This window comes from Novosphingobium sp. ERW19 (genome assembly GCF_012641315.1).
Lineage (GTDB): Bacteria > Pseudomonadota > Alphaproteobacteria > Sphingomonadales > Sphingomonadaceae > Novosphingobium.
In genome coordinates this window covers 420,519-447,257 of sequence record NZ_JABAIC010000001.1, presented here as the reverse complement: position 1 = coordinate 447,257, position 26,739 = coordinate 420,519, and the positions used below count along the sequence as shown (strand labels likewise).

The 26,739-nt window shown below is 65.3% G+C and carries 24 protein-coding genes, 1 tRNA gene and 1 other RNA gene; 14 read left to right on the top strand and 12 right to left on the bottom strand.

Going from position 1 to position 26,739, the window contains the following annotated elements; translation table 11 throughout:
* Nucleotides 1-60: 60 nt before the first annotated feature.
* Together sppA and HGI46_RS21850 are read left to right on the top strand one after the other, a co-directional pair.
* Nucleotides 61-1,938 carry a signal peptide peptidase SppA gene (gene sppA / locus HGI46_RS02285; protein WP_168902920.1) on the top strand — a complete coding sequence of 626 codons (1,878 nt, stop codon included), beginning with the start codon at nucleotides 61-63 and terminating at the stop codon, nucleotides 1,936-1,938.
* On the top strand, nucleotides 1,935-2,393 hold the full coding sequence (locus HGI46_RS21850; protein ID WP_206065476.1) for a hypothetical protein: 459 nt from the start codon (nucleotides 1,935-1,937) through the stop codon (nucleotides 2,391-2,393). The genes sppA and HGI46_RS21850 overlap by 4 nt, the downstream gene beginning before the upstream one ends.
* Nucleotides 2,394-2,399: 6 nt before the next feature.
* On the opposite strand, the gene HGI46_RS02275 is transcribed toward HGI46_RS21850, so the two are convergent.
* Entirely contained in the window at nucleotides 2,400-2,582 is a 183-nt protein-coding gene (locus tag HGI46_RS02275; protein WP_168902919.1) for a hypothetical protein, read from the bottom strand.
* Between the two features lie 132 nt (nucleotides 2,583-2,714).
* Between HGI46_RS02275 and HGI46_RS02270 the strand changes: the two genes are divergently transcribed.
* From HGI46_RS02270 to HGI46_RS02255, 4 genes are all read left to right on the top strand, one after another.
* A tRNA-Leu gene (locus HGI46_RS02270) sits at nucleotides 2,715-2,799 on the top strand.
* A gap of 69 nt (nucleotides 2,800-2,868) precedes the next feature.
* The gene (gene tig, locus HGI46_RS02265; protein WP_168902918.1) at nucleotides 2,869-4,431 is read left to right on the top strand and encodes a trigger factor; all 1,563 of its coding nucleotides are present in this window, start codon (nucleotides 2,869-2,871) and stop codon (nucleotides 4,429-4,431) included.
* 354 nt (nucleotides 4,432-4,785) lie between these two features.
* Nucleotides 4,786-5,433: a hypothetical protein gene (locus HGI46_RS02260; RefSeq protein ID WP_168902917.1), complete on the top strand. Its 648-nt coding sequence runs from the start codon at nucleotides 4,786-4,788 to the stop codon at nucleotides 5,431-5,433.
* Nucleotides 5,434-5,479: 46 nt separating this feature from the next.
* A complete protein-coding gene (locus HGI46_RS02255; RefSeq protein WP_168902916.1) occupies nucleotides 5,480-6,196 on the top strand; it encodes a thermonuclease family protein in 717 nt (238 codons plus the stop codon).
* Between the two features lie 4 nt (nucleotides 6,197-6,200).
* Here the strand turns inward: HGI46_RS02255 and HGI46_RS02250 are convergent, their stop codons facing one another.
* Complete coding sequence (locus HGI46_RS02250) at nucleotides 6,201-7,814, bottom strand: amidase (RefSeq protein WP_277346240.1); 1,614 nt, start codon at nucleotides 7,812-7,814, stop codon at nucleotides 6,201-6,203.
* A 28-nt stretch (nucleotides 7,815-7,842) separates the two neighbouring features.
* Between HGI46_RS02250 and clpP the strand changes: the two genes are divergently transcribed.
* Nucleotides 7,843-8,535, top strand: a complete 693-nt coding sequence (gene clpP, locus HGI46_RS02245) for an ATP-dependent Clp endopeptidase proteolytic subunit ClpP (RefSeq protein WP_168902915.1) — start codon at nucleotides 7,843-7,845, stop codon at nucleotides 8,533-8,535.
* Between the two features lie 150 nt (nucleotides 8,536-8,685).
* Nucleotides 8,686-9,942: an ATP-dependent Clp protease ATP-binding subunit ClpX gene (gene clpX / locus HGI46_RS02240; RefSeq protein ID WP_039336115.1), complete on the top strand. Its 1,257-nt coding sequence runs from the start codon at nucleotides 8,686-8,688 to the stop codon at nucleotides 9,940-9,942.
* 98 nt (nucleotides 9,943-10,040) lie between these two features.
* Here the strand turns inward: clpX and HGI46_RS02235 are convergent, their stop codons facing one another.
* The 6 genes from HGI46_RS02235 to HGI46_RS02210 form a co-directional block, all read right to left on the bottom strand.
* Nucleotides 10,041-10,616 (bottom strand): fasciclin domain-containing protein, encoded by a 576-nt coding sequence (locus tag HGI46_RS02235; RefSeq protein WP_168902914.1) that lies wholly within the window; start codon nucleotides 10,614-10,616, stop codon nucleotides 10,041-10,043.
* A 351-nt stretch (nucleotides 10,617-10,967) separates the two neighbouring features.
* On the bottom strand, nucleotides 10,968-11,924 hold the full coding sequence (locus HGI46_RS02230) for a cation diffusion facilitator family transporter (RefSeq protein ID WP_168902913.1): 957 nt from the start codon (nucleotides 11,922-11,924) through the stop codon (nucleotides 10,968-10,970).
* A gap of 43 nt (nucleotides 11,925-11,967) precedes the next feature.
* Nucleotides 11,968-12,379, bottom strand: an RNA gene (rnpB, locus tag HGI46_RS02225) — RNase P RNA component class A.
* 25 nt (nucleotides 12,380-12,404) lie between these two features.
* On the bottom strand, nucleotides 12,405-13,109 hold the full coding sequence (locus HGI46_RS02220; RefSeq protein WP_118074527.1) for an N-acetylmuramoyl-L-alanine amidase: 705 nt from the start codon (nucleotides 13,107-13,109) through the stop codon (nucleotides 12,405-12,407).
* Nucleotides 13,110-13,115: 6 nt separating this feature from the next.
* Nucleotides 13,116-13,763, bottom strand: coding sequence for a histidine phosphotransferase family protein (locus tag HGI46_RS02215; protein ID WP_118072351.1), 648 nt, complete (start codon nucleotides 13,761-13,763; stop codon nucleotides 13,116-13,118).
* Between the two features lie 79 nt (nucleotides 13,764-13,842).
* Nucleotides 13,843-14,265: a M67 family metallopeptidase gene (locus HGI46_RS02210; protein ID WP_168902912.1), complete on the bottom strand. Its 423-nt coding sequence runs from the start codon at nucleotides 14,263-14,265 to the stop codon at nucleotides 13,843-13,845.
* A gap of 246 nt (nucleotides 14,266-14,511) precedes the next feature.
* Here HGI46_RS02210 and HGI46_RS22020 point away from each other — a divergent pair, with 246 nt between their 5' ends.
* From HGI46_RS22020 to HGI46_RS02185, 5 genes are all read left to right on the top strand, one after another.
* Nucleotides 14,512-16,269, top strand: a complete 1,758-nt coding sequence (locus HGI46_RS22020; RefSeq protein WP_206065475.1) for a HAMP domain-containing methyl-accepting chemotaxis protein — start codon at nucleotides 14,512-14,514, stop codon at nucleotides 16,267-16,269.
* Nucleotides 16,266-17,435: a carbohydrate porin gene (locus tag HGI46_RS02200; protein WP_168902910.1), complete on the top strand. Its 1,170-nt coding sequence runs from the start codon at nucleotides 16,266-16,268 to the stop codon at nucleotides 17,433-17,435. Before HGI46_RS22020 ends, HGI46_RS02200 begins: the two co-directional genes overlap by 4 nt.
* 902 nt (nucleotides 17,436-18,337) lie before the next feature.
* The gene (locus HGI46_RS02195; RefSeq protein WP_168902909.1) at nucleotides 18,338-18,754 is read left to right on the top strand and encodes a secondary thiamine-phosphate synthase enzyme YjbQ; all 417 of its coding nucleotides are present in this window, start codon (nucleotides 18,338-18,340) and stop codon (nucleotides 18,752-18,754) included.
* 194 nt (nucleotides 18,755-18,948) lie between these two features.
* Entirely contained in the window at nucleotides 18,949-20,874 is a 1,926-nt protein-coding gene (locus HGI46_RS02190) for a methyl-accepting chemotaxis protein (RefSeq protein ID WP_168902908.1), read from the top strand.
* Nucleotides 20,875-20,915: 41 nt separating this feature from the next.
* A complete protein-coding gene (locus HGI46_RS02185; protein WP_118072345.1) occupies nucleotides 20,916-21,266 on the top strand; it encodes a TonB family protein in 351 nt (116 codons plus the stop codon).
* A 119-nt stretch (nucleotides 21,267-21,385) separates the two neighbouring features.
* On the opposite strand, the gene HGI46_RS02180 is transcribed toward HGI46_RS02185, so the two are convergent.
* From HGI46_RS02180 to ligK, 4 genes are all read right to left on the bottom strand, one after another.
* Nucleotides 21,386-22,654, bottom strand: coding sequence for an amidohydrolase family protein (locus HGI46_RS02180; protein ID WP_168902907.1), 1,269 nt, complete (start codon nucleotides 22,652-22,654; stop codon nucleotides 21,386-21,388).
* 53 nt (nucleotides 22,655-22,707) lie between these two features.
* The gene (locus tag HGI46_RS02175; RefSeq protein WP_168902906.1) at nucleotides 22,708-23,598 is read right to left on the bottom strand and encodes an amidohydrolase family protein; all 891 of its coding nucleotides are present in this window, start codon (nucleotides 23,596-23,598) and stop codon (nucleotides 22,708-22,710) included.
* 136 nt (nucleotides 23,599-23,734) lie between these two features.
* A complete protein-coding gene (locus HGI46_RS02170; protein ID WP_168902905.1) occupies nucleotides 23,735-24,802 on the bottom strand; it encodes a 4-oxalomesaconate tautomerase in 1,068 nt (355 codons plus the stop codon).
* Nucleotides 24,795-25,469, bottom strand: a complete 675-nt coding sequence (ligK, locus tag HGI46_RS02165; RefSeq protein WP_039336089.1) for a 4-carboxy-4-hydroxy-2-oxoadipate aldolase/oxaloacetate decarboxylase — start codon at nucleotides 25,467-25,469, stop codon at nucleotides 24,795-24,797. The genes HGI46_RS02170 and ligK overlap by 8 nt, the downstream gene beginning before the upstream one ends.
* Nucleotides 25,470-25,575: 106 nt before the next feature.
* Between ligK and HGI46_RS02160 the strand changes: the two genes are divergently transcribed.
* Complete coding sequence (locus HGI46_RS02160) at nucleotides 25,576-26,727, top strand: LysR family transcriptional regulator (RefSeq protein ID WP_168902904.1); 1,152 nt, start codon at nucleotides 25,576-25,578, stop codon at nucleotides 26,725-26,727.
* Nucleotides 26,728-26,739: the final 12 nt, after the last annotated feature.

Genomic DNA, 26,739 nt, shown 5'->3' with positions numbered 1-26,739 from the left:
CGCCATTCTCAAGCCGTTTCCCGCTGGCTTTGCACCGCCGTCCACAATAGTCTGCGCCCTATGAGCTTTGCCAAATCGGTCTGGAAGATCCTCGTCGCCATCAAGGACGGTCTCGTCCTGCTGTTCCTGCTCCTGTTCTTTGCAGGACTCTACACCGTCCTCACGCTGCGGCCCGCCCCCGGCATGGTCCGCGAAGGTGCGCTGTACCTGCCGCTCGATGGCCGCGTGGTGGAAGAAGCGAGCGAGGTTTCGCCCACGCAATTGCTGTCAGGGCAAATGCCTGAGCCGGAATACACCGCGCGCGACGTATCCCGCGCCATTGCCGCTGCGGCTGACGACAAGCGCATCAAGGCCGTCGTGCTCGATCTCGAAGCTTTCGGCGGCGGGTCCGCCGTCCACCTCAGCCAGATCGGCGCGGCGATGGACAAGGTGCGCGCGGCCAAGAAGCCGGTCCTCGTCCGCGCGCTGATCTACACCGACGATGCGATGCAGCTTGCCGCGCACTCGTCCGAAGCCTGGGTCGATCCCATGGGCGGCGTTGCCATCAGCGGGCCGGGCGGCACGCTGCTGTTCTACAAGGGGCTGATCGACAAGCTGAAAGCCAACGTCCACGTCTTCAAGGTCGGCACCTACAAGAGCGCGGTCGAGCCGTACATCCGCGCCGAAATGTCGCCCGAAGCGCGCGAGGCGATGCAGGCGGTCTATGGCACGCTGTGGCAGAACTGGCAGGACGAGGTGAAGAAGGCCCGCCCCAAGGCAGACCTGACCCTCGCCACCACCGACCCGGCCAAGTGGGTGCGCGACAATGGAAACGACGCTGCACAAGCCGCGCTCAAGTCCGGCCTTGTCGACAAGATCGGTGACCGCGTGGCTTTCGGAAAGCGCGTGGCCGAGATAGCCGGCGCAGACCAAGACGCCGGGCTTGGCGCCTTCAAGGCCACCGAACTGCCGGTCTATCTGGCTGACAAGCCCGTCTCGAAGCAGGGCAAGGCCGTCGCCGTCGTCACCGTCGCGGGCGAAATCGTCGATGGCGATGCCGGCCCCGGCACGGCGGGCGGCGATCGCATTGCCGACCTGATCGACGGTGTAGCGCAGAGCGATGACTACGCCGGCCTCGTGCTGCGCGTCGATTCGCCGGGCGGCTCGGTCATGGCCTCCGAACGCATCCGCGCGGCGGTGGAGCGGGTCAAGGCCAAGGGCCTGCCGGTCGCCGTCTCGATGGGCAGCCTTGCCGCCAGCGGCGGGTACTGGGTCTCCACGCCTGCCCAGCGCATCTTTGCCGAACCGAGCACGATCACCGGCTCGATCGGCGTATTCGCCGTGCTGCCCACGCTCGAACAGACGCTGCCGCAATATGGCGTCACCACCGATTCGATCCGCACCACCCCGCTCTCGGGCCAGCCGGATCTCCTGGGCGGCCTCAGCCCGCAGGTCGAAGCGCTGCTGCAGGGACAGGTCGAACAGACCTACGGCCGCTTCCTCGGTCTCGTCGCCAAGGCGCGCGGCAAGTCCGCAGGCGACATCGACAGAATCGCGCAGGGGCGCATCTGGGACGGTGGCACCGCCCGCCAGCTCGGCCTCGTCGACCAGTTCGGCGGCCTCGACGATGCGTTGGCATGGGTCGCCAAACAGGCCAAGGCCGAAACCTTCCACGCCGAATACGTCGCCGACGAACCCAGCCCCTTCGCCCAACTCCTCCGCCAAATGGAAACCGGCGAAGCGCCCGAGGCGCGGGCGCATGACCTCGCGGGCGCACTGGCGGCACAACAGCAGGGCCTGCTGGCGCGGATGCAGGCTGACGTGATGCGCCTGATGGAAGGCGGCGGAATCAGGGCTTATTGTCTGGAGTGTGCGGGGGAGGGGCGTATCAGTGCCCAAACGCAGACCCGCGATGCCAATCTGCACCTGATCGAGATTCTAGGCCGACTCTTTGGATGAGCGCAGATCAAACCAAGCGCAAACTGTCGCCACTTCAAGCTGGGACGCTGGGAGAACTCTTGGCTGTTGCAAAGCTCAACACGCTTGGTTTTGCAGCCTATCTGAGTCCTGAGGGGGCCCCCGGTCATGATGCAATCGTGGTTGTAGGCGGGATGCCAAAATCTGTTGAGGTGAAAACTCGCCAATATTTGAAGAGACCGACAGAGATCACCCGGTGGCCGGTGGACATGGCTTCCAAAGGCGAGGCGGACTACTTTTTGTTTATTGAGCTGAATATTCAGGATCTATGTCCGACTTTCTACCTCCTGCCGAATGCCCAAGCACGTGAGACCTTCAGGGATTATAAAGGCGGAGGAAACTGCTTTCCAGCCGACGTACGGAAGTTGGCCAAACCGAACGATTTTTCAAGGCTGACGGCCGATGTCCGTATTGGAGGTGGGCCAGAGATGGTCTGACCGAGATCAATCCGGCGGTGCAGGCACTTCCTGCGGCGCGCCCGGCTGCACATGATCCGGCTCGACCACCGGCGTTTCATCCGGCTGAATAACCGGCGGCACGCCGTCCGGTTCGGTCACCGGCGGGCTTTCGGGCGGGGACTGGGGTTCGATTCGGTCGGGTTGCGGGGAATCGGGGGTCGTGGCCATCGTGCGGCTCCTTGAAAGGTTCGAGCTTTCTTCCCCAACTCACCCCGTCATACGCTGTTCCAAGCCGCAATTCCAAGGCGCTTGCCCTTTTCAAGCCACTGCGATAGGGGCACCGCTCGCTTTTCGCCGGATGCGGGCGTGGCGGAACTGGTAGACGCAGCAGGTTTAGGTCCTGCCATCGCAAGATGTGGGGGTTCGAGTCCCTTCGCCCGCACCAGTCCGCGCGCCGGCGTCCGAGTCAGCTTTTCCCGCGCAAGCGCGTGACATACATGAAAGTTGGATCAGGATGCAGATCGTCGAAACCACCAACGAGGGCCTGAAGCGCGCCTACACCGTCACCATCCCCGCGGCCGACATCGCCGCCCGGGTCGAAGGTGAGGTCAAGAAGATCGCACCGCAGGTGCGCATGCCCGGCTTCCGCCCCGGCAAGGTGCCCGCCAACCTCGTGCGCAAGATGCACGGTGCCCAGCTTCACCAGGAAGCGCTGCAGACCACCATCCGCGAAGCGATGGACAAGCTGGTGGCCGACAACAAGCTGCGCCCTGCGATGCAGCCCGCCGTCTCGCTCGGCGAAGGCTATGACGAAGGCAAGGACGCCGAGCTGACTGTCGAGCTGGAAGTCCTGCCCCAGATCGAAGCCCCCGCGCTCGAAGGCCTGAAGCTCGAGAAGCTGACCGTTCCCGTCACCGAAGCCGAAGTCGACGAAGCCGTCGCCCGCATCGGCGCCGGCCAGAAGTCCTTCACCGACGCCAAGAAGGGCGCGAAGGCCAAGGACGGCGACCAGATCATCATCGACTTCCTCGGCAAGGTCGATGGCGTTGCCTTCGAAGGCGGCGCGGCTGAAGACACCCCGCTGGAACTCGGTGCCGGTCGCTTCATCCCCGGCTTCGAGGAACAGCTCGTCGGCGTGAAGGCCGGTGACGAAACCGTCATCACCGTGACCTTCCCGGAAGACTACCCGGCCGAGAACCTCAAGGGCAAGGAAGCCACCTTCGACATCAAGGTCAAGGCGGTGAAGAACCCCGGCGAGTTCGAAGCCAACGACGAGTTCGCCAAGGCGCTTGGCCTCGAAAGCCTCGAGCAGCTCAAGACCCTGCTGCGCGGCCAGCTCGAGCAGGAAACTGCCGGCCTGACCCGCACCCAGATGAAGCGCGCGCTGCTCGATCAGCTCGCCGCCGGTCACGACTTCGCCGTGCCGCCTTCGATGGTCGATGCCGAGTTCGAGCAGATCTGGGCCCAGCTTCAGCAGGAAGCCCAGAACGAAGAGAACCCGGAAGAGGCTCTCAAGGAAATCGAGGCCGAGAAGGACGATTACCGCAAGATCGCCGAACGCCGCGTGCGCCTCGGCCTGCTGCTGTCGGAAATCGGCCAGGCCAACGGCGTGACCGTCTCCAGCCAAGAAATGGAAATGCTGATTCGTCAGGCTGCCCAGCAGTATCGCGAGCAGGACCGCCAGCGCTTCGTCGACTACGTGCGTTCGGAACCGCTTGCCGCCGCCCAGCTGCGCGCGCCGCTCTATGAGGACAAGGTCGTCGACTTCCTGTTCGACAAGGCCGAAGTCACCGAGCGCGAAGTGACCAAGGAAGAGCTGCAGGCCGCGATCGAAGCCGAGGAAGGCGCTGCCGCCGCTGCGGCAAAGCCTGCCAAGAAGGCTCCGGCCAAGAAGAAGGCTGCCAAGGACGAAGCTCCGGCCGAGGAAGCTGCTGCTCCGGCTGCCGAGGAAGCGCCGAAGAAGAAGGCCGCTCCCAAGAAGAAGGCGGCTGATGAAGCCCCTGCTGCCGAAGCCGCCGCTGAAGATGCGCCTGCTCCGAAGAAGAAGGCCGCGCCGAAGAAGAAGGCCGAAGGCTGATCTCCATTTCGGATTGATCCGGTTCGCAAGAGCCGGATTTCGGACGGCCCGGCGCGCATCAGCACGCCGGGCCGTTGGCGTTTCTGGCCATCCGCTACGTAATTGCGCGCCGCTTGAATGCGTATTTCGTTAGGAAAAATACAGACCGTTCGGTTTCCGATCCATCTCCCGTTCGCACCCGAGTCGCATTGTGTCAGCATCCATCGGCAAGGAACCTCGTCTGGGGGAACTGCCATGCACACAGTCCGCAATCGCGTAGCCTCGCGTCCTCGTCCTCCGAAGATTTCAACCAGTGGCAGGGCGTCATCGAAGGGAAGGGCTTCACCGAAGGGTGGGGCATCACCGAAGGGGAAAGTGCCTCTGGCGCCAATGTCTGCGCGGGGGCGGCGGGAACCCTCGTTCCTTCTGCGCCAGCCAGATCCGCCGGCATTTCCGCAGCACCTGATCCTTCCCGCCCCGCGCGGCGCGGTCATCGCCAGCATCCCGTGGCCGGAAGCGCCGGTCCCACCCGCACCGAAGAAGCCCGCCAAGGTCGCCAAGGGCAAGAGCGTCAAACGCCGCCCGCCATCCGCCAGAAAGACCACCCGCAGCAAGCCGCAACGGCGCAGTAGCACCGGGGCCGTGCAAACGGTGGCGGCAACCTCAGCCGCTCCCCCGCCAGTGGAGCCGCCAGCACCCATGACCACGATCGACCTGCTCGACCGCGCGCTGGCGCTGGAGCCCGAAGTCCCCGAAACCTTGCCTCAACCCCTTTCGGCCACAGCCTCCGCAACCGTGGCCGAACCCACCCCGCTGCCGCGCTCGCACGCCCCCATGCGTCTGCGCGGCAGCGGCCTTTTCGAATTCATCGCGCAATGGTTCGAAAGCCTGGCGGTCTGGCGCAGGACACGCGGACAACTTGGGCAAAAGCGCCGCAGCCTTGCTCGCGCCAATGCCCGCCAGCGCGCGCTGCAATCGCAATTCGAAGCGCTCGAGGCCCTGCAGGCGCAAATTAAATCCTAACCTGCCTTGCGCAAAGGGATGGCCTGCCCCGTTCAGGAGATTCCCCGTGCGTGCCTTCCTTGCCCTGCTGCTTGCCACGATCCCACTCCCCGCTGCCGCGCAGATCATCAGCGGCAATGCCACGGCATTGGATGGCGACACGATCAACATGACCGGCCAGCGCATCCGCCTGTTCGCAATCGATGCCCCCGAACTCGGCCAGAAATGCGCGCGCGGCGAAACGAACTGGGACTGCGGCGCAGAGGCGAAGCGTCATCTCGGCTTGCTGCTGCAGGAGGGCGAGGTGAAATGCAGGGTCCGCGGCCAGAACGCACAGGGCTTTGCGATTGGCGAGTGCATGATCTCCGAACGGGACCTGTCCGAAGCCATGGTCGCCGCCGGGTTTGCCGTTGCCATCGAAAACAGCCCCGGCGACGCGCCGTATCTTGAATTGGAACAGGGCGTGAAGACCACGAAGGCCGGCATCTGGGGTGGCACTTTCGATTCGCCATCAGACTGGAGGAAGGCCCATCCCCAGGCCCGTATCGCCGCCAGCGTCAGGCCGAAGGCGCAAGGGGCACCCCGATCAGCCTGGCCCAGCGGGGCCCAAGTCTATCGCAACGCCTTCGGCTGCGCCATCAAGGGCAACGTCAGCCAGCGTAACGGCGAATACATCTACTACCTGCCCGGCATGAACTATTATGACGGCACGCGCCCCGAGCGGCTCTTCTGCACCGAGGCAGAGGCCCAGGCTGCAGGCTTCCGCCGGTCCCGTGGCGGCTAGAGTATCACTCCCCCCAGCGCTTGAACGAGGGCACCGGTAGTGCCGTGGTCCGGGCGCGTTCATAGGCCGCGCCCGCTTCGAGCACGCGCTTGTCGTCCCACTTCGCGCCCATGATCGAAAGGCCGATGGGCAGCCCCTCTACCGCGCCCATTGGTACGGACAGGTGCGGATATCCGGCAATGGCCGCGAGATTGCCCGCGCCCACGCCAACGAAGTGATCGCCGAGCACGAGATCGATCGGCCAGGCCGGGCCTTCGGTCGGCGCGACAAGGAAGGTCACCTTGTTCTCGCGCAGCAGCCTGTCGATGCCTTCAGCGCCAGCCAGCCTGAGCGAATTGGCGCGCGCGGCCTCGTAGGCAGCCTTGTCTGTGGTCGCCTCGGCCTGTTCGAACACGTCCTGTCCGAACCAGCGCAGTTCCTCAGGGTGGGCCTTGTTGAAGGCGATCAGGTCGGCCAGCGACTTTGGCCCCTGCCTGCCGGGCAGCGAGCGCAGGTAGGCGCCCATGTCCTCGCGCAGTTCGTAGAGCAGCACGGTGAACTCGTCGCGGCCCATCTCCGGCGCAGGCTCGTATTCGATCTCGACGAGTTCTGCACCCGCAGCCTTCATGTCAGCCAGGGCCTTGCCGAACAGGGCGAGCAGCGCGGGGTGATTGCCCGCCTGCTTGCGCAGCACGCCGATGCGGACGCCTTTGAGGCTGGCACTGGCAAGTCCGCTGGTGAAGTCCGTCTTGCGCTTGTCCGCCTCCATGGTGGCAGCATCGGCGGGGTCGCTCCCGGCAAGAGCATTCATCAGCAGCGCGGCATCGGCAACGCTGCGGGTCATCGGTCCTGCCGTGTCCTGGCTGTGGCTGATCGGGACGACGTGGGTGCGGCTGACCATGCCGACGGTGGGCTTGAACCCGACGATGCCGTTGACCGACGCCGGGCATGTGATCGAGCCATCAGTCTCGGTGCCTATGGCCGCCCATGCAAGGCCAGCCGCTATGGCCGAGCCGCTGCCCGAGGACGATCCGCAGGGCGTCCGGTCGATCGCATGCGGGTTCTTCGTCTGCCCGCCGATCGCGCTCCAGCCGCTTGACGAGGAGGACGAGCGGATGTTGGCCCATTCTGACAGGTTGGTCTTGCCCAGGATCACCACGCCTGCCTTGCGCAATCGCGCCACCAGCGGCGCATCGCGGCCGGTGACGCTGTGTTTCAGGGCGAGGCTGCCCGCCGTGGTGGGAAGGGGGCCTGCCATCTCGATGTTGTCCTTGATCAGCACAACCTTGCCCGAAAGCGGCCCCTTGATCGCCGTGGCGGCGGCTTCGTCCTTCGCGGCATCGGGATTGATCGCCAGCACCGCGTTGAGCCTCGGTCCGGAGTCATCAACTGCCGCGATCCGCGCGAGGTAATCTGCCGCGCTTTGTGCCGCGCCGGGCGAAGGCGTAAGTGCGGTCACTGCGAGAGCGATGCCAAGAAGCTGCAATTTCATCGGGGTGTCCTCGTCCGAACTTTGCCGCTGAAGCTGCGCAAGCGATCTCGCAGATGCAAGCGCCTTGGTGGAAGTGACACCATCGGGCAGGGAATTCCCCGGATTCGGGGTTAATGCCCTTGAACATCGCGCCGTGGCACGCGACATAGCGAAGCCTAACCATATGAGGATTTCCATGCTCGACCTGTTCGGCGCATCGAGTGCGCAAGGCAAATTCACCACCGATCCCGTCACCGGCGCGCTGATCCCGGTCGTGGTCGAACAATCGAGCCGCGGCGAACGCAGCTTCGACATCTATTCGCGCCTCCTGCGCGAACGCATCATTTTCGTGACCGGCGAAGTCGAGGACCACATGGCCTCGGTGATCATCGCCCAGCTCCTGTTCCTCGAGTCGGAAAATCCCTCAAAGGATATCTCGATGTACATCAACTCGCCGGGCGGCGTGGTGACGGCGGGTCTCGCGATCTACGATACCATGCAGTACATCCGCCCCCGCGTGTCGACCGTATGCATCGGCCAGGCTGCGTCGATGGGCTCGTTCCTGCTCGCCGCCGGTGAGCCGGGCATGCGCATCGCGCTTCCCAACGCCCGCATCATGGTCCACCAGCCTTCGGGCGGCGCACGCGGCATGGCCTCGGACATCGAGATCCAGGCCCGCGAGATCCTGCGCATCCGCAAGCGCATGAACGACCTTTACGTCAAGTTCACCGGCCGCTCGCTCGACGAGATCGAGAAGGCGATGGACCGCGACACCTTCCTCGAAGCCGAGGAAGCCAAGAACTTCGGCCTCGTCGACAAGGTGTTCGAATCGCGTCCGACGACCGATTCGGTTGGTGGCGAGGAAGGTTCGGGCGGCGCGCCCGCATAAGGAAAAACCCTGAGGGGCAAGGCCTTAAGCCCAGCGAAAGGCTTTGCCCCCTAGGATCACGTTACTGTAATCGAGTCCGGTTGATTAATGCCCTTGCGGTAGTAGGATGATCGGGCCCGCCTCTCGTGGAGAGGCGCCTGGGATGGACGAATGACCAAGCTTTCCGGATCGGATACCAAGAGCACCCTCTACTGCAGCTTCTGCGGCAAATCTCAGCATGAGGTGCGCAAGCTGATTGCCGGGCCGACCGTGTTCATCTGCGATGAATGCGTCGAGCTGTGCAACGACATCATCCGTGAAGAGACAAAGGCTGGCATCGCCGGCAAGAAGGATGGCGGCGTACCCACCCCGCGCGACATCTTCGAGACTCTGAACGACTACGTGATCGGGCAGGACCGCGCCAAGCGCGTGCTCTCGGTGGCCGTTCACAACCACTACAAGCGCCTCAAGCACAGCGGTAAGGGCGGCGATGTCGAACTGTCGAAGTCGAACATCCTGCTCGTCGGGCCGACCGGTTCGGGCAAGACGCTGCTGGCCCAGACGCTCGCCAAGACCTTCGACGTGCCCTTCACCATGGCCGATGCCACCACGCTGACCGAAGCCGGTTACGTGGGTGAGGACGTCGAGAACATCATCCTCAAGCTGCTGCAGGCGTCCGACTACAACGTCGAGAAGGCGCAGCACGGCATCGTCTACATCGACGAGATCGACAAGATCAGCCGCAAGGCCGAGAACCCCTCGATCACGCGCGACGTTTCGGGCGAAGGCGTGCAGCAGGCCCTGCTCAAGCTGATGGAAGGCACAACCGCCTCCGTTCCGCCGCAGGGCGGGCGCAAGCATCCGCAGCAGGAGTTCCTGCAGGTCGACACCACGAACATCCTGTTCATCTGTGGCGGCGCCTTCGCAGGTCTGGACAAGATCATCGCCGACCGGCTGCAGAAGCGCTCGATCGGTTTCGGTGCGCACGTTGCCGATCCGGAAAAGCGCCGCGTTGGCGAACTGCTCCAGAAGTCCGAGCCGGAGGATCTCCTCAAGTTCGGCCTGATCCCTGAATTCGTCGGCCGCCTGCCGGTGATCGCGACCTTGAACGACCTCGACATCGAGGCGCTGGTCAAGATCCTCAAGGAACCGAAGAACGCGCTGATCAAGCAGTACGCCAAGCTGTTCGAGCTGGAAGACGTGACGCTGACCTTCACCGACGACGCTCTCGAGGCGATCGCCAAGAAGGCCATCGAACGCAAGACCGGCGCGCGCGGGCTGCGCTCGATCGTCGAAGGCCTGCTGCTCGACACCATGTTCGACGTGCCGACCGAGACCGACATCAACGAGGTCGTGGTCGACAAGGACGTCGTCGAAGGCCGCAAGGAACCGATCCGCGTCCACAAGGGCAAGGAAGAAGCGGCCTGATTTCTGGCTTCGACTGAACATGAAAGAGGGCGGGTACCGAGAGGCACCCGCCCTTTTTGTTGGCCACTGCCCCCCCTGTTTGGAAGGGGCAAGCAAGATCAGTTCGGCAGCGAGACCGCGTCGGTCACATGGATCACGCCGTTCTTCTGCATCACGTCGGCCTGGGTCACGTGGGCCATGCCGCCCTTTTCATCGGTGAGCATGACCGTGTCGCCCATCAGCGAGGCGGTGAGCTTGCCGCCGGCGACGGTGGTGAGTTCGGTCTTGCCGCCATCTGCCTTGATCTTGGCGACGAGCTGCGCGGCGGTCACCTTGCCCGGCACGACGTGGTAGGTGAGGACCTTTGCCAGCGTGGCCTTGTTCTCGGGCTTGAGCAGGGTGTCGACAGTGCCCGCAGGCAGCTTGGCGAAGGCAGCGTTGGTGGGAGCGAAGACGGTGAACGGACCGGTGCCATTGAGCGTGTCAACCAGACCAGCGGCCTTCACGGCGGCGACCAGGGTGGTGTGATCGGCCGAGTTCACCGCGTTTTCGACGATGGTCTTCGAGGGATACATCGCTGCGCCGCCGACCATCTTGGTCTCTTCATGGTGGTTGGCGAAGGCGGGCGTGACGAATACCGGCGCAGCGGTGGCGGCGGTGGCGGCGAGGGCCGCAATCAGGAACTTCGAGCTCATCGGTAACTCCTTGGTCGAAACGTGGCTTTGTCCGGCGCAAGATACGAGGCTGCCGGCCCGCCCCTCCGCGACCAGAGGTGGTGGCTGCACCGCGCGATTCCACATGGCCCATGGTGCATGTGATTGATTATGAAGGGTTGTTTCGAAAAAATAGGCGCGCTGCGTGGGGCAGCGCGCCTGAAGAATTGGTGCCCCCGGCCGAAGGGAACGAGTAGCCGGGGATCAAGGGAGGAACCGAGGCGGAGGGGTATGTCTGCCCCGGTCGGAACGTCTCCGGCACCCGGTATGGCGCTCGGCGCCTTATCTCGCGACATGTCTCTTGGGACATCACGGGATGCCCCATGGGGCTGTTTACACTACATTATCGTGCAACAGGGCGCATTCGTGGCCGTCAATTGTCTCGACCTGGACGGTGGCGTGGCCAATGCCGAAGTCGTGGTCCAGCTCATGCGCGAGCTTGTGGAGGAAGCTGTCACCCGGATGCCCGCCCGGCATCACGAGATGGGCGGTAAGCGCGGTCTCGGTCGTGCTCATTGGCCAGATATGCAGGTCGTGCACCGCTTCGACCCCGCTCAGCGAGTTGAGGAAGTGCCGCACCTTGCGCTCGTCGATCCCCGGCGGAACGGCGTGCAGGCTCATGCGCAGCGAATCCTTGAGCAACCCCCATGTCCCGACCGCGATGATGCCGACAATGAGCAGGCTGGTGACCGGATCGATCCATTGCGCCCCGGTCAGCGTGATCAGCAGGCCGGCAACGACGACGCCGGCTGAAACCGCAGCGTCTGCGGCCATGTGCAGGTAGGCGCCGCGGATGTTGATATCGTGCTTGCGCCCGCGCATGAACATCAGCGCCGTGGCGGTGTTGATGACGATGCCGATGGCAGCCACCGCCATGACCGGGCCACCCGCGACCGGCTCCGGCTCTATCAGCCGGCGGATCGTCTCGACCAGAATGGCGCCCAGCGCCACCAGCAGGAACGCGGCGTTGCCAAGGGCGGCAAGAATCGAGCTGGATTTGAAGCCATAGGTGAAGCGGGCCGAGGGCGGCCGTGCCGCGAGCACGCTGGCCGTCCAGGCGATGACGAGGCCGAGCACGTCGGACAGGTTGTGCCCGGCATCTGCCACCAGCGCCATCGATCCGGCGATGACGCCATAGACCGCCTCGACCACGACAAAGCCCAGGTTCAGCGTGATGCCGACAGCAAAGGCCCGGCCGAAGCTGGCAGGGGCGTGGCTGTGACCGTGATGATGATCAAGGGCGTGCCCATGATCATGTTGGATGTGGTGATGATGGTGGCCGCCGGACATGGGATGCGTCCTAACAACTTACACGCCTGTAGGAAACCATCGAAGCGCCAGGGGGCCTGTAAGCCGGGTTCTGTAGCGCCGACGGTATCCTATACAGGACCGTATCGCCGCTGGCAGCCATTCCTCTAGGCGGACCGTTGCCGGAACGCTCAAGCAATCAACCCGGACTGCTGGCCCGAAACCGGCCTGCCCATTGCTGGGCGCGCAGTCCCTATTCGATCTTGCTCCGGGTGGGGTTTGCCGTGCCGCTTCCGTTGCCGGTCGCGCGGTGCGCTCTTGCCGCACCCTTTCACCCTTACTCGTCCTTGCGGACTAGCGGTCTGCTCTCTGTGGCACTTTCCCTTGACCCTCCACCTTGCGGCGTCAGGCCCGGCGGGCGTTACCCGCCACCCTTGTTTCGTGGAGCCCGGACTTTCCTCGGGATCTTGCGATCACGCGGCTGCCCGGCCCCCTGGCGAGCGGTCACCTAGCATGGCCCCCCTATCTGGCCAAGCCCATGTCGCGTTCCAACAGGAGTTCGAAGAGCAATGCGCCGATCTGGCCATCGACCTGGCCATCGATCCGCTGTGGGCGCCAGCGCCGCTGGAAGGCGCGCACGGCGGCTGCCTGATCGGAAATGTCATAGCCGAAGCGCTCGAGCGCGAGGAAGAACGCCGCCTCGTTGTCGTAGAGCAGGCGCATCGAGAGCTTGGGGGTGGGCAGGCAGAGGCGGTGGCGGGCAAGCAGCTCCCACGGGAAAAGCTCGCCGGGGTCTTCCTTGCGGGCAGGGGCAACGTCGGAGTGGCCGACCACGTTGGCGCGGGGCACGTTGTGTCGCTTGACGATGTCGGCCAGCAGCGGCAGCAGCGCCTCGATCTGGGCATCGGGGAAGGGGCGGTAGCCGAATTCATGGCCGGGATTGACCAGTTCGATCCCGACGCTCGCCGAATTGACATCGGTGATGCCGCGCCACGACGAGCGTCCGGCATGCCACGCGCGCTTGTCTTCGTCGACGAGTCCGGTGACGGTGCCGTCCTCGTCGATCAGGTAATGCGCCGAGACTTCCGCTGCCGGATCGCAGAGCCGGTCGAGCGCCGCCTGCGCAGTCTCCATGCCGGTATAGTGCAGCACCACCATGTTGACCGGCAGCTTGCGCTCGTTCCAGTTCGGCGATGGCACCTCGCGATGGACGAGCCAGCGGCGCATCATCGATCAGGCAGCCGGGAGCACTGCGCCCATGACCAGGCTTTCCGCCGTGACGTGGACCTGCACGCCGCCGCCGACCGAGGCGGCAAGCTGCTGGACCATCGCGGCGGGCGCCGTCTTGCTGGACAGTTCGCTCATCGGCAGGGTGCCTTCGAGCGCCTGGCCGACAGCCGGATCGAACGCAACGCGCTGTCCGGCGGCGCGCACGACGATCTCGATCGCGCCGCCGTTCACCTCGGCGCCGATATCCAGCGTGCCGCCGCGGACCAGCGCGTCGAGCCCGATCAGGGCCAGGTTGAGCAGGGTCTTCACCGCCGGCTTGGCGAGGGCGTCGACGCCGAACATCCAGTTCACAGCGACGCGGCCGTTGCTGCCGGCCAGCGCGTCGATCAGGGCGCGCGCCTCGTTCACCGGCACGGAGTCGCCGAAGCCGCCTGCCGCACCGAAGGCAAGGCGGAAGAACTTGAGCTTGTCGGCCGATGCCTTCGCGCTCTGTTCAAGCAGTTCGAAGCAGCGCTGGCGCATTTCGGGGTCCTTCTCCTCGACAAGGAGTTCGAGACCGTTGGAAAGCGCGCCCACCGGGCTGAGCATGTCATGGCAAAGGCGCGAGCAGAGCAGGCTGGCGAGATCGAGCGCGGAAGCAGGTGCTGTCATGTTCTGATGGAAGGCCTTTTTGGATCAGTGGTCTGCGCAAGGGACTCTGTGCGAGCAAACGGGTTGATGGCTTACAGCCTTAGCCAGCGATGATCGCATAGGAAAGCGCTTCGAACCCGTTGGGGCCATCGTGCCAACACGTAATTGCCCACGGCTTGTCCCGTTGGCCGTCGCTGAGCGGCGCGGCAATCGCCCAGATCTTGCCATCGTGCGCGGCGCTGGATGCGTCGGTGGTGGACGGGCGGGCAAGGCCATTGGGATGCGAGTGGAAATAGCCGAGCACTTCCGGCCCGCCGGCCCGCGCCGCCTTGTGCGCGGCGATCAGCGCGGCGGGATCGATCTCGAAGTGGCGGAGCGGATCCTGTGCAACGTTTGTCGTCCGAACCGCCTGCTCGATGTGCGAGCCGCTGCCGAGCAGGATGCCGCAGGCTTCGGCCGGAGCGGCCTCCTGCGCCGCAGCGATGATCGCGGCCATGGCACTCGTGTCGATCTGGAGCGGCATGGGCAAGCTTTGCAGGAAGGGGGCAATAGTTGCAAGTGCAGCGCCCGAACTCCTGGGAGACGCCGGTAATTGTGCTGCGCGCGATAGTTAACTTGATGACTAGCGCCTTGGTTGAATGTTGGTAATTGCCCCCCGTGGAATTACCTAAGGCCCTGCTTGGCCTATGTTTGCTGTTCCGCTGCACACTGCCGAACCTGTTGAAGCACCAGCGCAATGCTTGCGGTGCTCTGAGATACGGAGCGTCAGGTGGTTTCTGGGCAATCGATAAAGCGCAAGGTCACGATAGGCTGCTTGATCCTCGGCGCCGGGGCGCTGGCTTCGACCGCGCTCAGCATGGGCGGGATGTGGCGGCAGGAACTGGCGGTGGCCGAACTCAACGCCGCAACCGGCCTGTTGCGCGATCACATGGAGGCCGACATGGGCCACGATGCGATCCGGGGCGAGGTCGTCAGCATCGTCGCGGCCCGTCAGACCGCAGCGATTGACGGCGCAGAGGCCGCGCGTGAGCTCAAGGCGCGACTGGGCGAGTTCGAGAACCGGATGGCGCCAACGGCGCGGGCAACCGATGCGCCGCAAGTGCTCGCTGCGCGCAAGGCGGCGGACCCGGCGTTCCGGGACTACGTCGCGATCGGACGGTCGATCGCGGCGGCGGCAGAGCAGGGCGCGGTCCCCGACGACGCCGAGTTGCAGCGCTTCCAGCAGCGGTTCAGCCAGCTCGAAGGCGAGATGGCCAAGATTTCGGATGCGGTTGAAGCTCATGCTGCGCAGACAGTCAGCGCGGCCGATGCGGTTGCGCAGCAGGCGCGGCTTATCTCGCTCGCGAGCCTGCTGCTGCTGTTGCTTGCCCTCGCCTGGGTCGCCCGTTATGCGCGGCGGGATCTGGTGACCGCGATCATCGCCATCTCGGAGCGGGTACAGGCGATGGCCGCGGGGCGGCTCGACGTGACGATGGCGGGCGAAGACCGGCCAGACGAGATCGGCGACCTGGCGCGTGCTGTGGTGGAACTGCGCGACAACCTGAGCGAGGCACGGGCCGATACGGCACGGCAGGCCGAAGCCATTGTCGCCTCGATCGGTACCGGCCTCAGCGAGCTTGCTGCGGGCAATCTTGCCTATCGCATCGACGTTCCGCTTTCAGGGCCGTTCGAAAAGCTGCGGCGCGATTTCAACGGGGCGCTTGGCGAACTGGGTTCGGCGCTGGCCAAGATGCAAGCGTCGACCGAGCGGCTGCACGGCGTGGCGCGCGATATCGGCGGGGCGGCCGGAGACCTGTCGAACCGCAACGCCAACCAGGCGGCGAGCCTGGAGGAAACCGCCGCTGCGATCGCCAGCCTCTCGCGGCGGGTGCAAGGATCGACCGAGGCGGTCTCGACCGCGCGCACGGCCGTCGATCAGGTCGGGCAGGAGATCAATCGCGGTGGCGAGGTGATCCAGCACGCCGAAGCGGCGATGGACCGCATCGAGAGCGCGGCGCAGGAGATCGGCTCGATCGTCAGCGTGATCGACGGGATCACCTTCCAGACCAACCTGCTCGCGCTCAACGCCGGTGTCGAGGCGGCGCGCGCCGGGGATGCCGGCAAGGGCTTTGCCGTGGTGGCGAACGAGGTGCGCGCGCTGGCGCAGCGCAGCGCGGATGCCGCGCGTGAGATCAGGGACCTGATCACCAATGCCTCGGGCGAGATCGGCAATGGCGTGACGCTGGTGCGCGATGCCGGATCGAGCCTGCGCGCCATCACGGGGCAGATGGACGAGATCAACCGGGTGATGGAAGTGGTCGAGGCGGGCGCGAGCGAGCAGGACCTTTCGCTGCGCTCGATCGATGCCACGTCAAAGCAGATCGAGCAGATCACCCAGAGCAACAGCGCTGTGGCCGAACAGGTCAGCGATGCCAGCCACATGGTGATCGCCTCTATCGAGGAAGTCGTGCAGCAATTGTCGCGCTTCGAGATCGGGCACGGCAGCCATGCCGCTGCGGTTGGGGCGACGAGGGCACTGGCGGCATGATCGGGCGGATGCTCTCTTGCGGCGTGGCCTTGGGGCTGGCGCTCGGCGCGCCTGGTGCGCAGGCTCAGGATGCGCCGCCGCCTCCGGTCGATCTGGCGGGTGAGGCGATTGTCGATCTGGCGCAGCTCGTTTCGGGAAACGGCGACCGCAAGGTGCGGGCGCTGACCAACGTGAATCTCACCGCCGATCTCGACCTTGCGCGGCTGATCGGACTGGACGGGACCCGCGCCCACGTCCACGTCCTCGACAATCGCGGGGGGCGGCCCAACGATGCCGTGGCGACGCTGCAGGGCGTGGACAATATCGAAGTGCCCTATGCCGGTCTGCGCCTGTTCGAGGCATGGGTGGAGCGGGACATCGGCGGTGGCGGAGCGTCGCTGCGGATGGGTCTCTATGATGTGAACAGCGAGTTCTACGCCAACGATTCCGCCGGCCTCCTGATCGCTCCGCCCTTCGGAATCGGTTCGGAACTGGCGGCGACGGGGCCGAACGGTCCCTCGATCTTTCCCTCGAGCGCGCTGGCGGCGCGGCTCTATGTGCCGGTTGGCGAGGCGTTCGTGCGGCTGGGCGTGATCAATGCGCGGGCGAGCACGCTTGGGGACCGGGGTGGGGTGGATTTCAGCTTTCGCGATGGTGTGCTGCTGATCGGTGAGGTCGGGAGGTCCGAGGGGCGGCTGCGCGGCAACCTTGGCGTATGGCGCTACTCCCGCAATCCCGAGAACTGGTACGAAACCGCGCCGGATGGCTCGCCACTGCGCAAGCCTTCGCAAGGGGCCTATGCGGTGGTCGAGGGCGATCTTCTGCCTGAAGGCGGGGCGCGGCAAGTGACGGCGTTCCTGCGCGCAGGCCTGTCCGATCCGCATACGACGCCGTTTCATGGCGGTTTTCAGGCGGGGCTGTTGATGGCGCCGGCGCTGGCCTCGCGCCCGGATAGCCAGGTCTCGCTTGGGACGCACCACGCCTGGACGAGCAACCACTTCCGCGAAGCCATGCGCGCCGAAGGTGGCAACCCCGGCAACGAGACGGTGGTGGAACTGACCTATTCCGACCAGATCGTGCCGTGGCTGGCGCTGCAGCCGGACGTGCAGTGGGTGCACCAGCCGGGAGGCGACCGCAATGTGCCCGATGCGGTGGTGGGGATCGTGCGGCTGACCTGGAGTTTTTGAGCGCTGCCTTAGCGCCGCTTGCCCACCCCGCTGCGACTAGCTTCACTGCGTTCAGCAAGTCTCGCGGCCCTCCCGCCTGCGGGAGGGCAGAAGTCCCCCCCTCCCGCAAGCGGGAGGGGCTGGGGGTGGGCATCGCGGATACGCGATGTGGGAGAACATCCGCTGGCGAATGCGGACGGTAACGCCGGGGGGAAAGCACAGATCGCGCGACCGGTGCGGTGCCGTTGTGGCACGCAAAGGGAGGGCGCGGGACCGGTTGCGAGTGGCCGGGGGGCGGTTCCGAACCCCTTGTCGGCTCAGCCTGAGGGCGGACATGGGTGACGGGACGAAGCGTTGGCAGCGGCTCGCGGGCTGCCTTGGCTTCTGGCAAGCGGCTGCGTGAAAAGAACCTGTCGTTTGCGCCGACATTGTCACGCAAGTCAGGCGGGTTCCGCATCCGCAGCGTCGCTCAGGGTTCGGCGCCGTGCTATCAGCCCTGGGTTGTCCTGTCTGTCCTTGGGTAACGACGAAGGTTTGCCCGGTGGGTCTTGGGCTTTACGCCCCTCGTTGAACCCACGCGCACCTGCCGCACCGATCGCGCCGGAAGCCTTTGCCCCAAATTGCTCTGAGCATCGGCGTCCGAAGGGAGAGGAGCGGGTTGGCCTTGTGCCCTCTCCTGACCTGTGGGCGGGGCGTATAACCTATATGGTTCGTTTTGTCAAGTGCTCGCCGTCCCATCCTTCCGTCATCCCGGGCTTGACCCGGGATCCCGCTTCCTTGTTACGAGACCGTGCAGGAAGGAAAGCGGGGCCCCGGGTCAAGCCCGGGGCGACGGTGGTGTTTCGCGTGAGGTGAGCGTGGAATTCCGATAGAAAGGACGGTTTCGCGCTTGGGCGCAGGGGAATTGCTGCCATAAAGGCCGCATGGGCCAGTCTGCCACCGAGATCGTCATTGCCACCCCGGGCCAAGGCCTGCACGAGATCACTCGCGACGTGGTGCGCTGGACTGGCGATCAGGGCATGACCACCGGCTTGCTGACCGTGTTCTGCCGCCATACCTCGGCTTCCCTGACCATTCAGGAAAACGCGGCGCATGAAGTGCGGGGCGATATCGTCCGCTGGCTTTCCCGTCTTGCGCCTGAAAACGATGGTTATGCCCACGATGATGAAGGTCCGGACGACATGCCGGCGCACCTGAAGTCGATCCTTACCGGCGTATCGCTGTCGATCCCGCTGGTTGGCGGACAGCTGGCGCTGGGCACCTGGCAGGGTTTGTATCTGTGCGAGCATCGCAGGGCGGGCCATCGCAGGCGCGTGGCGCTGCATCTTCTTGGTGCTTGACCCGTCTGAGCCGTTAACCATGCGAACTGCGCGATGACTGGCCGATAGCCGCCTGAACGGCTGCTCTTTGGCAATCCGCCTGTGGAAAACCTTTCCGCGCCACTGCGCGACTCTACGGGTCTGCCTCCTTACCGAAAGTTCCCCCCTCGCGGCGTAAGCGGGTGACATGCCGGAAGGCCTGTCGGGGAACATGGATGTTCAGCTTCAACATAACCAAAAAATTCATCGCTGCCTTTGCAGTGCTGCTTGCGGCGATGGCAGGCATGGGCCTGTTCGCGATTTCCAAGATCGGCGAGGTCAACGCCATCGCCGCCGAACAGCGCGACGTGTGGATACCCAGCGCGGAAAAGCTGGGCGACATTCACGCCTTTACCTCGCAGTATCGCCTTAGGCAGGGCGAGATGTTCAGCGCGGCGACGCCTGAGGCGGTGGCGCGCGGCCAGAAGCTGCTCAAGAATGCGCGCAGCGCGATCGATGCGGAAATTGCCGAGTTCGAAAAGCTTGCGATCACGCCGGACCAGAAGACCGGCACTGCCGCGCTGAAGCAGGCCTGGACGACTTTCGTTGCCCAGGACGAAAGCATGCAGGCGATGGCGATGGGCGGGAACACCCAGGGCGCCCAGGCCATGCACGATGCCGAAGGCATCGACACCTTCTATGCCCTGGAAGACACGATCCTCGCCGTGATCGAGGCCAACAAGAAGGATGGCGCTGCGGTCGCCGCCAATGCCGAGAAGATCTATGCCTCGGCGCGCAAGTTCACCTTCGCCGCGGTTGGCCTTGCTCTGCTCAGTGCGGTTGTCCTGCTGTTCTATCTCATTCGCAACATTGCCAAACCGGTGGTGTCGATGTCCGACGCCGTATCGCGCCTGATCGATGGCGACCATGCCGTGGCCGTCCCGGGCCTTGGCCGATCGGACGAACTTGGCCAGCTGGCCCGCTCCCTTGATCGCTTCCGCGATGTCTTTGCATCCGACCATGCCCGCGCCGAGGCCGAGACGCAGCGCGCCCGCGAAGTGCAGTTGACCATCGATGAAATCGGCGAAGGTCTGACCGCGCTGGCGGAAGGCAACCTTACTCACCGCGTCAAGGAGAACGGATCGGGCGCGCTGGCCAAGCTGCATGTCGACTACAATGCTGCGGTGACTGCGCTTGAACGGGTGCTGGGCAAGATCGTCGAGGGTTGCCACACGATCAAGCTGGGTACGGACGAGATTTCGAGCGCGGCTTCGGACCTGGCGCTGCGCACCGAGCAGCAGGCCACGTCGCTCGCCGAAACATCGCGCACGATCAACGAGTTCAGCTCATCGGTCAGGACAACGGCCGAGAACGTGAAGCAGACGAGCACCCGCCTGTCGGTGGCCCGCAGCACCGCCGACGGTGTGGGCGATACCGCCAATCGCGCCGTGGCCGCCATGCGCAGCATTGAAGCCAGTTCACGCGAGATGGCCGAGATCGTGGGCGTCATCGACGGCATTGCCTTCCAGACCAACCTGCTTGCGCTCAATGCCGGGGTCGAGGCCGCGCGCGCCGGTGATGCCGGCAAGGGCTTTGCGGTGGTCGCCACCGAAGTGCGTGCCTTGGCGCAGCGCTCGGCCGATGCCGCGAAGTCTATCCGCGACCTGATCGGCAAGAGCACCGAGGAAGTCAGCGGCGGGGTTGCCCTGGTTGAATCCAGCGGTGATGCCTTGCGCCAGATCGTCAACGAAGTGAGTGCAGTTTCGGAGCTGGTCGATCAGATCGCCGAGGCTGCCGGACAGCAGGCAGCGGGCATCGCCGACATTTCGGCAATGGTCGGTTCGATGGACAGCTTCACCCAGCGCAACGCCGCGATGGTCGAGGAAAGCTCGGCAGGAACGCGCAATCTTTCGAACGAGACCATTGCGCTGGTGGAGCAGGTAGGCCGCTTCCGCCTTGGCACGAGCGGCCACGCCCGGTCGTCGGGGCTATCCTCGGCCAGGCCGCAAGCTTCGCCGCCTGCAACGCCAAAGCCCGCGCCGAGGCCGCTACCGGTGGCTGCTGCGACCGCAGAGCCCGCCCCACCTCCGCCACCGCGCTCTGCTCCGGTCCTCGGCAATACCGCGCTGAAGGTAGACGAGGACGACTGGTCCGAATTCTGAAAACTGCACCGTCATTCAACAAGATCGAAGGAAACCGCATCATGAAGATTATCGACAGGATCGCCCTTGGCATTGCCTCGCTTGCCTTTGCCGCAACCGCTGTGCCAGCCTTTGCCCAGTCTGCCGAGTGGCAGAAGCAGGTGACGCGCATCATCGCCTCGAAGCAGACCTATCCGCGCACGGCCCAGATGCGCGGCGAGGAAGGCACCGCCAAGGTCAAGGTCTTCGTCGGCGCTGGCGGCAACATCGAGCGCACCGAGCTTGTCGCGCCCTCGGGCTCGAGCACGCTCGACAAGGAAGCGCTGGCCATGCCGACGCGCGCCGGTTCTGTGCCGCCGCCGCCGGGTGGCGCGACGGCCGTCATCGTGCCGGTGACGTGGAAGCTGCTCTGAACGAGCGATGATTGCCTTTCTGGCAGGCTTCCCCCCTTCTGAGCCTGTCGGTTGTTGCCGGTCCTCCCTGCCGGCACAGATCGGGGCGGCCTCAATCCGAAGGCTGCCCCGATTTTTGGCTATCTGACCAGTTCGCCACCCTTCATGACGTGGCGCACGTTTTCGAGGACGGAGATATCGGCCAGGGGATCGCCGCTGACCGCGACCATGTCGGCCCAATGACCGGGCGAGAGTGCGCCGACATCCTTGCTCCACCCCAGCAGCTCGGCGGCGACGGTGGTGGCCGACTGGATCGCCTGCATCGGCGTCATCCCGTAGCGGACCATGTACTTGAACTGCCGCGCATTGGCGCCGTGCGGATAGACCCCTGCGTCGGTGCCGTAGCTCAACCTGACACCGGCCTTGACCGCCTTGCGGAAGCCCGCGCGCTGGGCTTGCGTGGTCTCGTCGTTCTTGCGCAGCATGTCGGCAGGCCAGCCATCGCGTTTGCCGACCTCGGCGATGAAATCTCCGTTGTAGATATCCATGTCGAGCCAGACGCCGCGTGCCCTGGCAAGGGCAATGCCTTCATCATCGATAAGGCTGGCATGTTCGATGGCCTTGACGCCCGACTGGATGGCAAGCTTGATGCCGGCGGCGCCATGGGCATGCGCGGTAACCCATGAACCGCGCTGGCGGGCAACGTCGACCGCTGCTTTCATCATCTCGCCCGACAGTTCGATCTGGCCGGGTTCGGTTCCTTGCGCCAGGACTGCGCCGGTGGCGATCAGCTTGATCGAATCCGCACCGTTCTGGAACAGCGCGTTGACCTTGCGGGTAACGTCCGCCGCATCGGTGACGACGCCTGCGCGCATGTCGGCAGGCACGGTGACATCGGGCGCAAAGCCAGTCACTTCGCCGCCGCCGCCGGGAATGGTGACGTAGGCGCCTACCGCGCTGATGCGAGGGCCGGGCACATCGCCGCGGTTGATCGCGTTGCGCAGTTCGACATCGGCGTAGGCGCGGAACGAGCCGACATCGTGGACCGAGGTGAAGCCTGCGAGCAGGGTCTTCTTGGCGTTGCGCGCGCCGATGAAGCCGATCTCCATGGCCGAGTGCAACAAGGGTTCGGCAATGTTGCTGGACTGTTCGACATCGGCGAGGTGCACGTGGCAGTCGATCAGGCCGGGCAGGACGGTGAAGGCAGACCAGTCCACGACGTTTGCGCCTGCGGGCAGGGGGGCATCGGGCTGAACAGCGACAACGCGCCCGTCCTCGACCTTGAGCACCTGTGCGGTGAGCACCCGCCCCGCTTCCGGATCGACCAGTCGCCCGGCGCGGACGTAGAGCGTTTCGGCGCTTGCCGTGGCGGGGATCAGGGCGAGGAAGGGGAGAAGGCGACGCAGCATGGTGCGCAGATTATCGCACCATGCTGCAAGCGCAATTGGCGAAGCTCCGGACCTCAGTCGGCCCAGTAGAGCTTCATCGGATTGTCGATCAGCAGCTTGCGCTGAAGTTCGTCAGTCGGCGCGATGCGCGGGATCATGTCGACGAGATGGCCATCGTCAGGGATCTCGGTGTCCATGTTGGGGTGCGGCCAATCGGTGCCCCACAGCACGCGGTCCTGATAATCGGCGACGAGCGGCGCGACCGCATCGGCAAAGGCATTCCACGGATCGCCCGCGCCGCCTTCCTTGATGGCATCGAGCCGGTCGGGGCAGGTGGCCTTGAACCAGATGTCCTCGCGGCTGTTCAGGAAATTGCGGAAGGCCTTCATGTCGGCACCGTCGGGGCCTTGGCGCACATCCGGACGGCCCATGTGGTCGATGACGAGGGGGACGGGGATGGCGTCCATGAACGGGCGCAGTTCCTCGAGGATGTCGGCCTCGAAATAGATCACGACGTGCCAGCCCTTGGGCAGGCGCTGGGCGACTTCGAGGAACTTGTCCTTGGGTGCGTCGTCAACCAGGCGCTTGAGGAAGTTGAAGCGGATGCCGCGGATGCCGCCATCGTGCAGGGCGTGGAGATCGGCTTCGGAGATCGCGGGATCGACCACGGCGACGCCGCGGGCCTTGCCGTTGCTCTTGGCGATGGCATCCAATGTGGCGGCGTTGTCGGTGCCGTGGCAGCTGGCCTGGACGATGACGTTGCGTTCAAAGCCGAGGTGGTCGCGCAGGGCGAAGAGCATGTCCGGCCCGGCGTCCTGCGGCAGGTATTTGGCCTTGGCGCTGAACGGGAACTGCGCCATCGGGCCGAAGACGTGGCAGTGCGCATCCACGGCGCCCGGCGGCGGGGTGTAGCGCGGCTTGCTGGGATTGGCGTGCCAGCTGATGATGCGGTTCTGGTCGGTCATGCGATCTTCCCTTCATGCTCTCTCCCCTTGAGGGGAGAGATACGCAGGCTTGTCAGCTTGCTGACTAGCCGAAGTTGAGAGGGGATCTAGCGCCTGCCCCTCTCCCAACCCTCTCCCCTGAAGGAGAGAGGGCTACTTAACCAAACACCACCCCATCCATCAGCTTGCGCGCGGTGCGCAGCAGGGCGGCGGTGCGGACTTCGCCGGCATCGTCCACTTCCAGAACGCAGCTCATTTCGCCGGTGGGGTGCTCGACCGAGAGCAGCTTGCGGCTGCCTTCGGGGATCGAGGCGACTTCGGCGGCGGGGGAGCCCGGGATCAGGCAGGCGGTGGCGACGCTGACCGCGCCGAGTACGCCGATGGTGGCGTGGGCGCGATGGGGAATGAAGCTGCGCACGGTGACCGCGCCGCCGTTCCTGGGCGGGGCGACGAGCATCATCTTCGGCACCGACTTTTCCTTGACGTCGCCAAGGTTCATGCGTTCGCCGACGGCGAGGCGGATGGCTTCGATCTTCGCCTTGAGGTCGGTGGCGTTGTCGAGCCAGTCGCGGTCCTCGTAACCGGTGATGCCAAGGTCCTCGGCCTTCATCACCACGCAGGGCATGCCGTTGTCGATCAGGGTGACGGCGACGCCATTGACCACATCGACCGCGTTGCCGGTGGGCAAGAGTGCGCCGCAGGATGACCCGGCGGTATCGCGGAACTCGAGCGGCACGGGAGCGTGGCTGCCGGGGACACCGTCGATCTTCGCATCGCCCTTGTAGGTGACCTTGCCATCGGGCGTGCTGACCGTGGCGACAGCGACCTGTCCCGTATTCTCCATGTAGATGGCGACGCGGGTTTCTTGCGCACTGGCGGCGACAAGGCCGCGCTCGATGGCGAAGGGGCCGACGCCGGCGAGGATGTTGCCGCAGTTCTGCGCGTCGGTGACGATGGCCTGATCGACGAAGACCTGGAGGAACAGGTAATCGACATCAATGCCTTCGCGGGTGGATTTCGAGACGACCGCGACCTTGCTCGTCAACGGATCGGCGCCGCCCATTCCGTCGATCTGCACGGGATCGGGGCTGCCCATCATGGCCAGCAGGAAGGCATCGCGCTGCGCGGTGTCTGCTGGCAGATCGTCCTTGAGGAAATAGCCACCCTTGGACGTGCCGCCGCGCATCCACATGCATTGTATGCCCTCGGGGATGCCCTCAGACATACTTCAGCCCTTCCTTCTCGAGGCGCTCACGCATCTTGTACATGTCGAGGCCGAGGACGCCGGCGGCGAGCTTTTCGCGCTTTTCGCCTTCGTTGGCTTCGCGAGCCTGCGCGGCCTTGAGGACTTCGGCGGCCTTTTCGCGCGGGACGACGCAGACGCCATCGTCGTCGGCGACGATCACGTCACCGGGGTTCACCAGCGCATTGGCGCAGACGACGGGGACGTTGACCGAGCCCAGCGTGTTCTTGACCGTGCCTTGCGCGTAGATCGCCTTGGACCAGACGGGGAAGTTCATTTCCGTCAAGTCGCGCACGTCGCGAACGCCAGCGTCGATCACGAGGCCACGGCAGCCGCGCGCCTGGGCGCTGGTGGCGAGGAGGTCGCCGAAGTAGCCGTCTTCGCAAGGGCTGGTCGGAGCAAGCAGGAGGATGTCTCCGGCCTGGAGCTGTTCGATGGCAACGTGGACCATCCAGTTGTCACCCGGAGGGGCGCTGATCGTGACGGCGCTGCCGGCGATGCGGGCGCCGCGATAGATCGGGCGCATGTAGGAGGCGAGCAGGCCGGTACGGCCTTGCGCTTCGTGGACGGTGGCGACGCCGCAGGCGGCAAGGCCATCGATCACGGCTGGATCGGCACGTTCGATGTTCTGGACGACGATTCCCGACATTTCCGGCTCCCATGGAAAACTGTTCGCGGGTTCCATGCGACTGCGGCGCGCGAGGAACCAATGCAATGTTTGGCACCGGCCATAAGGAAATGCTAAGCGATGGACCATGCAGCTCCACGCGATCAATGTCCGGCACATTGCGGCTTTCGCGGCAACGGTCCGCCATGGCAGCGTGACGCGGGCGGCGCGGGCGGTGAACCTGACGCAGCCTGCGCTGACGCAGGCTATTGCGCGGCTGGAGGCGGACCTCGGCTGTGCGCTGTTCGAACGCGGGCCAGCGGGGATGACGCCGACCGAACCGGCGTTGCTGCTGGCGCCGCGTGCCGAGGCAGCGATTGCGCATGTCGGTTCTCCGCGCGTGACGGGGACGCAATTGCGGGCGTTTCTGGCGCTGGCGCGGGCCGGGTCATATGCGGTGGCGGCGGAAGCTACGGGTCTGTCTTCGGCGTCGCTGCACCGGGCGGTAGCGGACCTTTCGGTGGCGCTGGGGCAGCGGCTGGTGGACCGGCGCGGGCGCTCGGTAATGCTGACCCCTGCGGGCGAGCGGCGCGCGCGCGGGTTCGGTCTGGCCATGGCGGAGCTGCGGTCAGGCCTTGCCGAAGTGGCGGCGTGGCAGGGCAAGGCGGCGGGGCGCGTGGTTGTCGGCGCGATGCCGCTGAGCCGGGCGCGGTGGTTGCCCGAGACGATCCTGCGCTTTGCCGCCGCGCATCCGGGGGTGGACGTGGCGGTGGTCGAAGGGAGCCATGCCGAGCTTTCGGGGCCACTGCGCGATGGTGAAGTGGACCTGATGCTGGGGGCGCTGCGTGATGCGTCCTCGCTCGACGACCTGGCGCAGGAGGCGGTGTTCGAGGACCGGCCCGCGCTGGTCATGCGTGCCGGGCACCCCTTGTTGGCTGGCGCGGTGGATGGGGTGGCGCTGGCGGGCTTTCCATGGATCCTGCCCGCAAGTGACACGCCCTTGCGCCACTATTGGGAAGGCATGATGCGCGGCGCCGGGGCCGAGCCGCCGCGCGTGGGGATCGAGTGCGGATCGGTGCTGACGGTGCGGCAATTGCTGCTGGGATCGGACGCGCTGACGCTGCTTTCCCCGGCGCAACTGGCGGTAGAACTCGATGCAGGGGTGCTGGCGACGCTGCCGCCGCCGGTGCCGGTCGCGCGGACCATCGGCATCACCACGCGCGAGGGCTGGCGGCCGACGGCTCCGCAGGCCGCGTTCGTCGCACTGCTGCGCGAGGTTGCCGCAGAAGGGTTTGCATAAACTTATACCCGT